Source organism: Kaistia nematophila, from assembly GCF_026343855.1.
GTDB classification, from domain to species: domain Bacteria; phylum Pseudomonadota; class Alphaproteobacteria; order Rhizobiales; family Kaistiaceae; genus Kaistia; species Kaistia nematophila.
Genome location: NZ_JAPKNK010000017.1, coordinates 41,072 through 53,281, shown reverse-complemented (window position 1 = coordinate 53,281; position 12,210 = coordinate 41,072). Strand labels below are relative to the sequence as shown.

Sequence of the window (12,210 nt, the reverse complement as noted above, 5' to 3'; positions counted from 1 at the left end):
GAGAAAGCCTAGCGGCTCGTATCGAGGAGGTCGAGCCTGCGCGGGCGTGCAACCAGCGGAAAGTCCCGCGCGGCGAGCGGCGGCACCGACCAGTCGCCCGTCGCGACCAGCATTCCCGAGGCGCCGTCGAGAGCGCCGGGCTGGAGTTCCAGCGCCAGGAAACGCTTGCGCTCCACCGGCCCCGGCATCATCAGGCTCTGCGTCGCCGCGGTCGCAAAGCCGAAGCGCGCGTAGTAGTCGAGGTCGCCGACGAGAATCACGGCGCCATGGCCGAACATCGCCGCGCGGTTCAGGGCGGCGCGCATCAGCTTGCCGCCGATCCCCTCGCCCTGGCGCTCCGGCGCGATCGCCAGAGGACCGAGCAGCAGCGCGTCGCGGCCGCCGGCCGAGACGTTCCAGAGGCGGACGGTGCCGACGATCTCGTCGCCGTCGCGGGCGACGAGCGCCAGCCCGGAGGCCGGCAGGCGGTTCTCCCGCAGGCGCTCCGAGGATTTCAGATGGCGATCCGGGCCCATGGTCCGGTCAAGCAGCAGCTCTCGGGCGCCGGCTTCCCCCGGCGCCTCCACGTCGATCTGGATCATGAAAGGACTTCCTTCAGATCACGTAGGCTTCGAGCGGCTTGAAGCCGTTGAAGGCGACGGCCGAGTAGGTCGTCGTGTAGGCGCCCGTGCCTTCGATCAGCACTTCGTCGCCGATCGAGAGCGACACCGGCAGGTGATACGGCGCCTTCTCGTAGAGGACGTCGGCCGAATCGCAGGTCGGGCCGGCGAGGACGCAGGGCGTCTTCTCGTCGTGGTCGTGCGCCGTCCGGATCGGATAGCGGATCGACTCGTCCATCGTCTCGGCGAGGCCGCCGAACTTGCCGATGTCGAGATAGACCCAGCGCAGGTCGTCGGCCGAATCGCTCTTCTTCGAGATCAGCACGACTTCCGTCTTGATGATGCCGGCATTGCCGACCATGCCGCGGCCCGGTTCGATGATCGTCTCGGGAATGCGGTTGCCGAAATGGCGCTTCAGGGCGGAGTCGATCGACGAAGCATAGTTCTCCACGCCCGGAATCTCCTTGAGATAACGGGTCGGGAAGCCGCCGCCGAGATTGACCATCGACAGCTGGATGCCGCGCTCGGCGAGCGTGTGGAAGATGCCGGCGGCCGACGCGAGCGCGCCGTCCCAGGCCTCGGTGTTCGCCTGCTGCGAACCGACATGGAACGACACGCCATAGGCGCGCAGGCCCGAACGGTGGGCATGCTCGAGCACGCCGACGGCCATTTCGGGCTCGCAGCCGAACTTGCGCGACAGCGGCCATTCGGCGCCGGCGCCGTCGCAGAGGATGCGGCAGAACACGCGGGTGCCGGGAGCGGCGCGGGCGACCTTGTCGACCTCGGCTTCGCAATCGACCGCATAGAGGTTGATGCCGCGCGCGAAGGCAGCCGCGACGTCGCGCTCCTTCTTGATCGTGTTGCCGAAGGAGATGCGGTCCGGGGTCGCGCCGGCGGCCAGCGCCATGTCGATCTCGGCGACCGACGCGCAGTCGAAATTCGAGCCGAGCGAAGCGAGCAGCGCCAGCACTTCCGGAGCCGGGTTCGCCTTGACGGCGTAGAACACGCGGGTGTCCGGCAGGGCATGCGCGAAGGCGAGATAATTCTCACGCACGACATCGAGATCGACGACAAGGCACGGGCCGTCGGGACGTCGGCTGTTGAGGAAGTCGATGATGCGTGCGGTCATTGAGGGTCTCCCCGTCGGCCTGCCAGGGCCAAAAAGCGTTGCGAAAGCGATGACGAAACCGGAGCGAAATCGTCGCGCCGAGCGCTATGGACGCGATCGGAACGTTGAAGACGAGCCGTTTTTGCCGGGGTGAGCCGGCAGTTTTCGCGGGTAGCAGTCACAACGACAAACGGGTGACGTTTATCGTAAGCGCTGCCTTCGCTTGGAACGGGAGACCCGATCCGCACGCCCGGCAAGGATGTAGTGCCTCTTCAGTGACAACGGCCTTTGGAGAGCCGTCCGAGACCAAAAAAGCCCGCTACGTCGTTGCTTCAAGTCGCGTCCTCCGCGGAGACGGAGTTCACCGGTTTCGCTTTCCGGCTGCCGACCTTTCTCGGGATCGCTCCCGAACTCCTGGGACCCACCTTGCGGAGGATCTTGGGCGTCGCTTCGGCCTCTTGTCCGAAGCCCCACCGGTCGGCACGCAACCACAGGCACGTGCGATAATTGGGCGAGGAGGTAGGTAGGCCGAACGCGGTTAACATTCAAGCGGATTTTGCCCTCCCGGCCCAAAATTCGTGCATGGGCCGCCGGGACCGCTCCAACGCGACGGAATCGCGACATTTTTGTGTCAGCTCAGGCGCTTGGCACGGCCTTCGCGACGGCGAATCCGGCCGATTTTCCACTGCCGCCGGCGCCGGCGCTGCGGTTGATTCGTGCTTTCGGGCGAAGGGGCTTTCGCCTATTCAGAAACGGCAACAGGAGAAAGCGCGTGAGCGAAACGGTCGTCGGCGAGAAGGGCATGGTTGTGGCTCCCCACAGGGCCGCGGCGGAGGCAGGGGCCGAGATCCTGCGAGCCGGCGGCAACGCCATCGAGGCAATGATCGCGACGGCCGCCACCATCGCCGTCGTCTACCCGCACATGAACGGCATCGGCGGCGACGGCTTCTGGCTGATCCGCGAGCCCGGCAAGGAGCCGCGCTATCTCGAAGCCTGCGGCGGCGCCGGCTCCGGCGCCACCATCCGCGCCTATCGCGAGAAATATGACCGCATCCCGACGCGCGGCCCCGACGCGGCGCTGACGGTGGCCGGCGCCATGTCGGGCTGGAACACCGCCTATGAACTGTCGCAGAGCCTCGGTGGCCGGCTCGACCGCCCCACCCTGCTCGCGAACGCCATAGAGCACGCCAAGAAGGGCATCTCCGTCACCCGCTCGCAGGCGCGGCTGACGGCAGAGCATTTCGACGCCCTCTCCGCCGCGCCGGGCTTCAAGGACGTGTTCCTGATTGACGGCAAGGCGCCGGAACTCGGCGCCACGATCCGCCAGGAGCGCCTGGCCGACACGCTCGACCACCTCGCCCGCGCCGGCTTCCTGGATTTCTACAGGGGCGACGTCGCGAACGAGATCGCCGCCGACCTCGAGCGCGTCGGCAGCCCGGTGACTCGGGCCGACCTCGGGGCGCATGAGGCGCGGCTGCGGCCGCCGCTCTCCGTCCGCCTCGAAGGCGCCACCGTCTTCAACTCGCCGCCGCCGACGCAAGGTCTCGCCTCGCTGCTGATCCTCGGCATCTTCGAGCAGCTCGGCGTCCAGCGCGGCGAGAGCTTCGAGCATATTCACGGACTGATCGAGGCGACCAAGCGCGCCTTCAGGATCCGCGACAGGCACGTCACCGATCCGGTCTTCGCCGGCGATCTCTCCGTGCATCTGTCGCCGCGCGTGCTGGCGCGCGAGGCGGCGGCGATCGACATGCGGCGCGCCGCGCCCTGGCCGGAAGTGGCGAAAAAGGGCGACACGGTATGGCTCGGCGCCATCGACGAAACGGGGCTCTCCGTCTCCTATATCCAGTCGATCTTCTGGGAATTCGGCTCCGGCGTCGTGCTGCCTTCGACCGGCATCACCTGGCAGAACCGAGGCGCTTCCTTCTCGCTCGATCCGCACGCGCTCAACCCGCTCGAGCCCGGCCGCAAGCCGTTCCACACGCTGAACCCGGCGATCGCCCGCTTCGACGACGGCCGCATCCTGAGCTACGGCACCATGGGCGGCGAAGGACAGCCGCAGACGCAGGCGGCAGTCTTCACCCGCCACGCGCTGTTCGGCATGGATCTCGGCGACGCGATCGCCGCGCCGCGCTGGCTGCTCGGCCGCACCTGGGGCTCCGACCACACCAATCTGCGCGTCGAGAATCGCTTCGATCCCGACCTGCTGCTGGCGCTGGAAAGAGCCGGCCACGAGGTCGCCGTGCTCGATGAGGGCTATTCCGACACGATGGGCCATGCCGGCGCGCTCGTCCGGCGCAAGGACGGCCGTATCTTCGGCGCCAGCGATCCGCGCTCGGACGGCGCCGCCATCGCCGCCTGAAGGTCTTCGCCACGCTCTTTTTGGCAAAGCCCGCCGAATAGCGCTATGAATTCAGAGCAAGGCGACGCCGCGCCGGCGTCGCCCCGATATCCCTCAAGGAAGTCGATACACGCCCATGCTTCTCGCCAACGACCCGGTCCATGCGTTCGTCGACTATCCCGCCGTCGAAGTGCCGTCCTCCCCGACCGGGCCGCTCAGCGGCCTGACCATGGCGATCAAGGACCTCTACGACGTCGCCGGCTATCCGACCGGCGTCGGCCACCCGCTGAAGCGGGCCGAAAGCGACATCAAGACCGTCAGCGCGCCCTCCGTGCAGATCCTGCTCGACGCCGGCGCCCGCTTCGTCGGCAAGGTGCACACCGACGAGTTCGCCTATTCGATGAACGGCGAGAACCATCACTACGGCACGCCGGTCAATGTCCGCGCCCCGGGCCGCATTCCCGGCGGCTCGTCCTCCGGCTCGGCGACCGCCGTCTCCGGCGGGCTGGTCGATTTCGCGCTCGGCAGCGACACCGGCGGCTCGGTGCGCGCGCCCGCCTCCTATAACGGCCTGATCGGCCTGCGACCGACGCATGGCCGCATCGACATCTCGCGCGTCGCGCCGCTGGCTGAATCGTTCGACACGGTCGGCTGGTTCGCCCGCGACGCCGAGACCTTCGCCCGCGTCGGCGAAGTCCTGCTCGGCGAAGACAAGAGCGACACGCCGCTGACCCGCTTCCTCGTTGGCGACGACATCCACGCGCTGCTGCTCGGCGATCTCGAGGAAGCGGCCGTTCGCTCGGCCGCGCCGCGCATCGCCGCCCACCTGCAGCCGGCCGGCGCCGTCATCGTCGCGCCGGACGGCCTCGCGGCCTGGCGCATGATCTTCCGCACCATGCAGGCCTATGAAGCCTGGGAAGCGAACGGCGAATGGATCCAGAGCCGCCAGCCGAGCTTCGGCCCCGGCGTGCGCGAGCGCTTCGAATGGGCGAGCCACGTCACCCGCGAGGAATATGACGCCGCCGCCGTTCGCCGCGCCCAGGTGAGGGCCCGCTTGAACGACCTGCTCGGCGACGACACCGTGCTCGCCATCCCGACCACGCCCGGCATCGCGCCGCGCATCGGCCTCGGCGGCGACGAGCTCGAATCCTACCGCAACCGCGCGCTTTCCATGCTCTGCACCGCCGGCCTCGCCGGCCTGCCGCAGATCAGCCTGCCGCTCGCCGAGCACGAGGGCTGCCCGCTCGGCGTGTCGCTGATCGCGCCCGCCGGCCGCGACCGCGCGCTGATCGAGCTCGCAACCAAGATCATGGCCGGCTAGGCGGCGACCATGGATACGCTCACGAGGATGAAGACCTTCGTCGAGGTCGTCGAAGCCGGCGGCTTCTCGGCCGCCGCCCGCAAGATGGGCCGCTCGAAGGCGCTGATCTCCAAATATGTGCGCGAGCTCGAGGACGAGCTCGGCGCGCGCCTGCTGAACCGGACGACGCGCACGCTGTCGCTGACCGAGGTTGGCCAGAGCTATGCACGCGACGCCACCGAGATCCTGCAGCGGATCGAGGACCTGCAATCCTCGGTCGGCGACGCCCATGCCGCGCCGCGCGGCCGCCTCAAGGTCTCGGCGCCGCGTACCTTCGGCGATGGCGAACTCGGCCGCGCCATCATGGAATTCGTCGTCAGCGAGCCGGAGATCTCGCTGGAGCTGCATCTGGAGGACCGCTTCGTCGATCTCGTCGACGAGGGCTTCGACGTCGCCATCCGCATTTCGACGCTGACCGATTCGAGCCTGATCGCCCGCCGCCTCGCCTCGTTCCGCATCGCCGTCGTCGCGAGCCCCGAGGTGCTGGCCGAACACGGCACGCCGGAGCAGCCGGAGGACATGATCGGCAAGCCGTGCATTCTCGATTCCAACGTCGCCTATCGTTCCAACTGGCCCTTCATGGTCGATGGCGAGAAGATCTCGGTGCCGGTAAAGGGGCGCGTCGAGGTCGACAGCCCCAATGCCGCCCGCTTGGCGGCGATGGCCGGCCTCGGCTTCGCCATCGTGCCGCATCTGGTGGTGAAGGACGATATCGAGGCCGGGCGGCTGGCCGTCGTGCTCGAACCCTTCGAGCCGGCCAGCTCCGCCATCCACGCCGTCTACCCGCATCGCCGCCACCTTTCCGGCAAGGTGCGCAGCTTCATCGACTTCCTGGTGAAGTGGTTCGACAAGAACGGCCCGCACGGCGGCAATTGCTAGCGCCGCCGCTCAAGAAACTGTGATGGGCCGCCCGTCGCCGACGCGGGCCGGCCTTCGCCGCCGACACGATCTGGCCGTACTTGTCTGGCCCCCTTCCCGCCGCTCGCCCTTCGCAGAGACCCATGCTCATGCTTCGATCCCTGATCGTCTTCGCCCTCGCAGCGCTCTTCGCGACCGCGGCAGAGGCGCATCCGCATGTCTTCGTCGACGCGAAGGAGGAGATCGTCTTCGACGCCGACGGCAAGATGACGGCGATCCGCCACATCTGGCAGTTCGACCAGGCCTTCACCGCCTTCGCCATCCAGGGCCTCGACGCCAATGGCGACGGCAAGCTGTCGGACGACGAGTTGCAGCCGCTCGCCAAGGTCAATGTCGATTCGCTGAAGGACTATCACTATTTCACGCGGCTCAAGGTGAATGGCCGCCGCGCCCCGGTCGAGGCGCCGTCCGAGTACTGGCTCGACTTCCACGACAGCCGGCTGACGCTGTTCTACACGCTGCCGCTGAAGACGCCGACCGCCGTCGGTCCGAACACGACGCTCGAAGTGTTCGACCCCGAATATTTCGTCGCCTTCAACTTCGTGAAGCACCAGGCGATCACGCTCGCCGACGCGCCGGCGAACTGCAAGGCGCACTATGCGCCGCCGCATGAGCTCGACGCCGCGATCATGGCCAAGCTCGCCGCGATTCCCGCCGACCAGCGCGACCTGCCCGACGAGCTCGCCGACGCGGCCTCCAGCCTCGCGGCCCAGATCACGATCGCCTGCTCATGACGCTGTCCCGCGCCAGAAGCTGGATCGGCGCCATTGCCGCCAGCGCGATGCCGACCCTCGCCTTCGCCGCGCCGAGCCCGTTCGGCATCGCCACGCCCGATGGCGGCGGCGTCGTCGGCTGGGCCGGGCCGCTGGCGCCGTTCTTCGTCTGGATCGCGCGGCAGCAGTCGATCTTCTACCGCGACCTGACCGACGCGCTCGCCAACCTGACGCAGAGCGGCCATGCCGCCGCGATCCTGATCGGGCTTTCCTTCGCCTATGGCGTCTTCCACGCCGTCGGCCCCGGCCACGGCAAGGCGGTGATCGCCTCCTACCTGCTCGCCACCGGCGACCGGCTGAAGCGCGGCATCGTCATCTCGTTCGCCTCCGCCCTGGTGCAGGCGCTCACCGCCATCCTCGTCGTCTCGGTCGGCACGCTGGTCCTGAACGTCACGGCGATGACGATGACGCGGGCGACCGACGCGCTGGAGATCGCGAGCTACGCGCTGATCGCGCTCTGCGGCGTGTGGCTGCTCTGGATGAAGATTTCGGGACGCGGCCACGCTCATGGCGGCCAGGCTGGCGTGGCGCACGACCCCGCGACCTGCAACCACCCGCATCACAAGCTCGGCCGGAATTTCGCGCTCGCGACGCAGGGCGCTCCCGCCGGTCTCGCCGGCACGGGCTTCACCGCCACCGCCCTCGCCGGCAACGGCCAGGTCCAATCGGCGGCGAGCCTCGCCTGCGACTGCGGCCATTCGCATGCGCCGGACCCGTCCCAGCTCGACCGGCCGCTGACGGTCGCGCGCGCCTGGACGGCGATCCTCGCCGTCGGCGTGCGGCCCTGTTCGGGCGCGATCATCGTGCTGGTCTTCGCCGTGTCGCAGAAGCTCTACTGGGCCGGCATCCTGTCGGTGCTGGTGATGGCGCTCGGCACCGGGCTGACGGTCTCGGCGCTGGCGACGATGGCGGTCAAGGCCAAGGACCTGGCGCTGCGCTTCTCCGGCGGCGAGAGCGCGACGCAGCTGCGCATCGTCAACGGCCTGCAGATCCTCGCCGCGACCGGCATTCTCCTCTTCGGCCTGCTGATGCTCGGCGGCGCGCTGGCAGGCGCCTGAGGCCTCTTCCAGCCGGTCAAAGCAAGCCAGCAAGAAAGCCCCTCACCCTACCCTCTCCCGCAAGCGGGCGAGGGTTTTGGCCGGGGCTCTTCATGGATTCCGAGGAGGACCGTCGCAGGCAGTCCCCTCTCCCGCTGGCGGGAGAGGGTCAGGGTGATGGTCTTGCTAAAGTCCCTACTCCGCCGCCGCCAGCAGACCGCGCGAGGCGGCGCGCGCGCGCATCGCCTCGCCGAAGGCGCGGAACAGCCGGCCGGACGGCGCATCGGTCGAAACCCAGTATTCCGGATGCCACTGCACGCCGACGGCGAAGCCCGGCGCGTCGCGGACGCTGACCGCCTCGATCGTGCCGTCCGCCGCCACCGCCTCGACGACAAGTCCCTCGGCCAGTTCGCCGATCGCCTGGCGGTGCAGCGAGTTCACGTCGATCTCGTCGCGCTCCAGGATGCGCGCGAAGCAGCCATCGGCGACGATGCGGACCGGATGGCGGATGGCGAAGCGCTCCGCCTGCACCTCGGAGACCGGCGAACGGTGATCGTCGCGACCGGGGAGGTCCTGCACTTCCGAGATCAGCGTGCCGCCGAGCGCGACGTTCAGTTCCTGCTGGCCGCGGCAGATGGCGAGCAGCGGCACGCCATGGCGGAGCGCCGCGCGGATCAGCGGTAGCGTGGTGGAATCGCGCGCGGGATCATAGGGCTCGGTGCGCGGGTCGGCGCTCGCGCCATAGAGGGTCGGATGGACGTTGGAACGACTGCCGGTGATCAGCACGCCGTCGACCCGCTCCAGCAGGGCGTCGATGTCAAGGGCGTCGCCGAGCGAAGGCACGATGACCGGAATGGCGCCGGCGCCTGTGAGCGCGGCCTTCACATAGGTCTCGGGGGCCGCGTGCCAGCGATAGCCTTCGAAATCGCGCACATCGGCCGCCACCGCGACGAGAGGCGAAAAACTCTTCAAATCCGTCATGATCCAGATCGCTTGCTGTGAGGCTCGGCTCCCTATTACACCGGACCATGGCAAAAAGCCGTCTTTTCGCCAACTCTGCCCGCTAGGAGACCCGCCCTCATATAGGCATCGATGCGGATGCCGGCAGCCCCGCATGGCGGGGTCTCCCCGAAAGACGGCGTCCCCCCCCCCGGATCGGCGCCAGAACAGGACCAGGACGACTGCATGGGCTCGAAACGGCTCGACCGACGCACGCTCTTGAAGGCCGCCATGATCGGCCCCGGCGCGGCGGTGGCGGCAGGCGGCGAGGCTTTGGCGGCGCCGCCCCGGATCACCGGACTGCCCGATATCAGCTGGCGGCTGCAATCGAGCTTCCCGGCGACGCTCGACACCATCTATGGCGCCGCCGAGGCGATGGCGCGCTCGGCGGCGATCCTGACCGGCGGTCGCTTCCGCATCGAGATCGCGCCGCCGGACCGCTATGTCCCGGCCGGCCAGGCGCTCGACGCCGTCAGCGCCGGGTCGGTTCAGGCGCTGCAGACCTGCTCCTACTATCACGTCGACCGTGACCCCGCCTTCGCCTTCGGCTCCGCCCTGCCCTTCGGACTCAATGCCCGCATGCAGGACGCCTGGATCGTCGAAGGCGGCGGCGGGCCCCTGCTCGACGGCCTCTATGCGCAGTATGGCCTGACCTCTCTCGTCGCCGGCAATACGGGCGCCCAGATGGGTGGCTGGTTCCGCAAGGAGATCCGCAGCCTGCCGGAGATGGCCGGCTTGAAGATGCGGATCGCCGGCCTCGGCGGCATGGTGCTCGCCCGTCTCGGCGTCGAGCCGCAGGAACTCGCCATCGAGTCGGCCTATGCCGCGCTCGACGATGGCTGGCTGGACGCGGCCGAATGGAGCGGACCCTATGAGGACGAGCAGCTCGGCTTCTACAAGGTCGCGCCCTATTACTATTATCCCGGCTGGTGGGACGGCGGCCCCTCGATCCACCTGTTGATCAACCGCGCCGCCTTCGAGGCGCTGCCGGAAACCTACAAGGAAGCGCTGCGGGCGAGCGCCGCGCAGGCCAGGCACGAGATGCAGGCCCGCTACGACGTGCGCAACAACACCGCGATCCGCAGCCTGATCGACAAGGGCGTGCAGCTCCGGCCGTTCCCGACCGACATCCTGGAAGCGGCCTACAAGGCGTCGTTCGAGCTCTACGCCGAACTCGCCGCCGCTCATCCGCGCTTCAAGGCGATCTACGAGCCGTGGAAGGGCTTCCGCGACCAGATCTACCAGTCGTTCCGGGTCGCCGAATATTCCTTCGAAAGCTTCGGCTTCACCCAGCAGGCCAAGGGTCACTAGAGGTCAGGCCAGCGAGGCCCTCACCCAACCCTCTCCCGCAGGCGGGCGAGGGCTTTGAGCCGGCGCCCTTCATCGATCTGCAGCCCGACATGACAGGCTCGACGCGCCCCCCTCTCCCGCGCGCGGGAGAGGGCTGGGGTGAGGGTCCTGCAACCCCTACCGGAATACGATCCGACCTTCCGCCTTCGGCGCGATCGTCTTCTTGACCGTGATGTAGTCGATCACGTCGCTCGCCATCAGCTTGGCGTCGACCGGGCTGATCAGCCGCGCCGCGTCCTTCAACGCAACATAGCCGTCGCCGCCATCGGCGACATAGTCGTTGGTGGCGAGCGTGTACTTCTTCTCCGGGTCGAGCGGCGCGCCGTTGACCGTGACGCTCCGGACCCGCATCCCCGGCAGCTGCTTCAGGTCCACCTCGACGACGAGGCCGGAAACCTGCGGGAAGCGGCCGGCCGCCGCCTCGGTCAGGCTGAAGCCGTTTTCGAGCGCCGCCTTCAGGGCCTTGCCGGTGACGGCGAGCTTCACCGTCTTGTTGCCGAAGGGCAGCTCGGCGAAGACGTCGGCCCGCGTCAGCACCGTGCCGGCCGGATATTCCTTGTCGGCCCGGATGCCGCCGCCATTGGTGAGCGCGATATCGGCGCCGACCGAGGCGCGGATCGCGTCGGCGACCAGATTGCCGATCGCCGCCTCCTCGCCGCGCACGGTGGCGCGGCGGCTGTCGAGCAGCGTCTCGCTTGTGCCGATCTGCACCTTAAGCTCGCCGTCGAGCTTGTCCTGATAGGCTTTCACCACGCCGGCGATCTTCGGGTCCGGCGTGACGGTGGCGCTGTCGACGATGTCGAAATGCGGCCGCCAGGTGATCTGCGTCTTGCCGTCCTTCTCGGTCTTGTCGATCGTCACCCGGGTGACGATGATGCTCTCCGCCTGCGCTCCGGATTCCGTCAGCGCCGTCTTGCCGTCGAAGAAGGCGAGCAGATGCTCGTCATGGCCGGAGAGCACGAGGTCGGCGGCGCGGTTGCGCACCAGCGACATGTCGACGGAAAGCGGCGTGTGCACGACCGCGACGACGAAATCGGCGCCGGCATCGCGCAGCGCCTTGCCCTTCGCCTTGCCGGTCTCGATCGACGAGTTGAACACCGTGTCGCCGGCGGTGGCGACCACCGGCGTATCTTCTGTCGTCAGCCCGTAGAAGCCGATCTTGACGCCGCCGACCTCGACCACACGCTCGTCGACGGTGTTCTTCGGCTGGCTGCCGTCCTTCTCGCGGATGTTCGAGGTCACGACCGGAAAGGTCGCCTCGCCGATGCGGGCATGGAACACGTCCGGCCCGAAATCGAACTCGTGATTGCCGGGCGTCATCACATCGACCTTCATCTGGTTGAGGATGTCGATGATGTGGGCGCCCTTGTCGATGCCGGAGAGCAGCGACGGCGAGATGGTGTCGCCGGAATGGACGAAGAAGGTCGGCCCCTTGGCGCGCTCGGCCTCGACGACGGCGGCGAGCCGGGCAAAGCCGCCGCGCCCGTCCAGCTCCTCCATCCGGTCGATATCGTTGGTCTGCACGAAGGTGATCGTCACCGGCGCGGCCCATGCCGGCGCCGCGACTGTCATCGCGAGGGCGAGAAGGCCGAACCGCAGGCTGCGCTGGCGTCCGAACATGTTGCGATCTCCGGTCAGGATTGGGGCGGGGCGTGCGGCCAGAATGCCACCGCAATGTTGCAATGGCATAGCGGCGTCCGACAAGGGCGCATTCGGCGCGACGGCGGG

Annotated in this window: 10 protein-coding genes; 6 read left to right on the top strand and 4 right to left on the bottom strand. The window is 68.3% G+C overall.

Annotated elements, in window-relative coordinates:
• Positions 1-8: 8 nt before the first annotated feature.
• Both OSH07_RS24090 and OSH07_RS24085 read right to left on the bottom strand, forming a co-directional pair.
• Positions 9-581 (bottom strand): GNAT family N-acetyltransferase, encoded by a 573-nt coding sequence (locus OSH07_RS24090; RefSeq protein ID WP_266341265.1) that lies wholly within the window; start codon positions 579-581, stop codon positions 9-11.
• Between the two features lie 13 nt (positions 582-594).
• A complete protein-coding gene (locus OSH07_RS24085) occupies positions 595-1,728 on the bottom strand; it encodes a type III PLP-dependent enzyme (RefSeq protein ID WP_266341264.1) in 1,134 nt (377 codons plus the stop codon).
• 751 nt (positions 1,729-2,479) lie between these two features.
• Between OSH07_RS24085 and OSH07_RS24080 the strand changes: the two genes are divergently transcribed.
• The 5 genes from OSH07_RS24080 to OSH07_RS24060 all read left to right on the top strand — a co-directional run bounded on the left by OSH07_RS24080 (position 2,480) and on the right by OSH07_RS24060 (position 8,154).
• Positions 2,480-4,066 (top strand): gamma-glutamyltransferase family protein, encoded by a 1,587-nt coding sequence (locus OSH07_RS24080; protein ID WP_420909677.1) that lies wholly within the window; start codon positions 2,480-2,482, stop codon positions 4,064-4,066.
• 115 nt (positions 4,067-4,181) lie between these two features.
• A complete protein-coding gene (locus OSH07_RS24075; protein ID WP_266341263.1) occupies positions 4,182-5,366 on the top strand; it encodes an amidase in 1,185 nt (394 codons plus the stop codon).
• 9 nt (positions 5,367-5,375) lie between these two features.
• Positions 5,376-6,284, top strand: a complete 909-nt coding sequence (locus OSH07_RS24070; protein ID WP_266341262.1) for a LysR family transcriptional regulator — start codon at positions 5,376-5,378, stop codon at positions 6,282-6,284.
• A gap of 128 nt (positions 6,285-6,412) precedes the next feature.
• Positions 6,413-7,057: a DUF1007 family protein gene (locus tag OSH07_RS24065; RefSeq protein WP_266341261.1), complete on the top strand. Its 645-nt coding sequence runs from the start codon at positions 6,413-6,415 to the stop codon at positions 7,055-7,057.
• Positions 7,054-8,154, top strand: a complete 1,101-nt coding sequence (locus OSH07_RS24060) for a nickel/cobalt transporter (protein WP_266341260.1) — start codon at positions 7,054-7,056, stop codon at positions 8,152-8,154. Before OSH07_RS24065 ends, OSH07_RS24060 begins: the two co-directional genes overlap by 4 nt.
• 174 nt (positions 8,155-8,328) lie before the next feature.
• On the opposite strand, the gene OSH07_RS24055 is transcribed toward OSH07_RS24060, so the two are convergent.
• Positions 8,329-9,114, bottom strand: a complete 786-nt coding sequence (locus OSH07_RS24055) for a gamma-glutamyl-gamma-aminobutyrate hydrolase family protein (protein ID WP_266341259.1) — start codon at positions 9,112-9,114, stop codon at positions 8,329-8,331.
• A 204-nt stretch (positions 9,115-9,318) separates the two neighbouring features.
• Here OSH07_RS24055 and OSH07_RS24050 point away from each other — a divergent pair, with 204 nt between their 5' ends.
• Positions 9,319-10,443 (top strand): type 2 periplasmic-binding domain-containing protein, encoded by a 1,125-nt coding sequence (locus OSH07_RS24050; RefSeq protein ID WP_266341258.1) that lies wholly within the window; start codon positions 9,319-9,321, stop codon positions 10,441-10,443.
• 156 nt (positions 10,444-10,599) lie between these two features.
• Here the strand turns inward: OSH07_RS24050 and OSH07_RS24045 are convergent, their stop codons facing one another.
• A complete protein-coding gene (locus OSH07_RS24045) occupies positions 10,600-12,102 on the bottom strand; it encodes a bifunctional metallophosphatase/5'-nucleotidase (RefSeq protein ID WP_266341257.1) in 1,503 nt (500 codons plus the stop codon).
• Positions 12,103-12,210: the final 108 nt, after the last annotated feature.

What these genes read in the sequence shown, in the direction of transcription:
- OSH07_RS24090 (WP_266341265.1), bottom strand. Translation starts at nt 581, where the DNA reads ATGATCCAGATCGACGTGGAGGCGCCGGGGGAAGCCGGCGCCCGAGAG.
- OSH07_RS24085 (WP_266341264.1), bottom strand. Translation starts at nt 1,728, where the DNA reads ATGACCGCACGCATCATCGACTTCCTCAACAGCCGACGTCCCGACGGC.
- OSH07_RS24075 (WP_266341263.1), top strand. Translation starts at nt 4,182, where the DNA reads ATGCTTCTCGCCAACGACCCGGTCCATGCGTTCGTCGACTATCCCGCC.
- OSH07_RS24070 (WP_266341262.1), top strand. Translation starts at nt 5,376, where the DNA reads ATGGATACGCTCACGAGGATGAAGACCTTCGTCGAGGTCGTCGAAGCC.
- OSH07_RS24065 (WP_266341261.1), top strand. Translation starts at nt 6,413, where the DNA reads ATGCTTCGATCCCTGATCGTCTTCGCCCTCGCAGCGCTCTTCGCGACC.
- OSH07_RS24060 (WP_266341260.1), top strand. Translation starts at nt 7,054, where the DNA reads ATGACGCTGTCCCGCGCCAGAAGCTGGATCGGCGCCATTGCCGCCAGC.
- OSH07_RS24055 (WP_266341259.1), bottom strand. Translation starts at nt 9,114, where the DNA reads ATGACGGATTTGAAGAGTTTTTCGCCTCTCGTCGCGGTGGCGGCCGAT.
- OSH07_RS24050 (WP_266341258.1), top strand. Translation starts at nt 9,319, where the DNA reads ATGGGCTCGAAACGGCTCGACCGACGCACGCTCTTGAAGGCCGCCATG.
- OSH07_RS24045 (WP_266341257.1), bottom strand. Translation starts at nt 12,102, where the DNA reads ATGTTCGGACGCCAGCGCAGCCTGCGGTTCGGCCTTCTCGCCCTCGCG.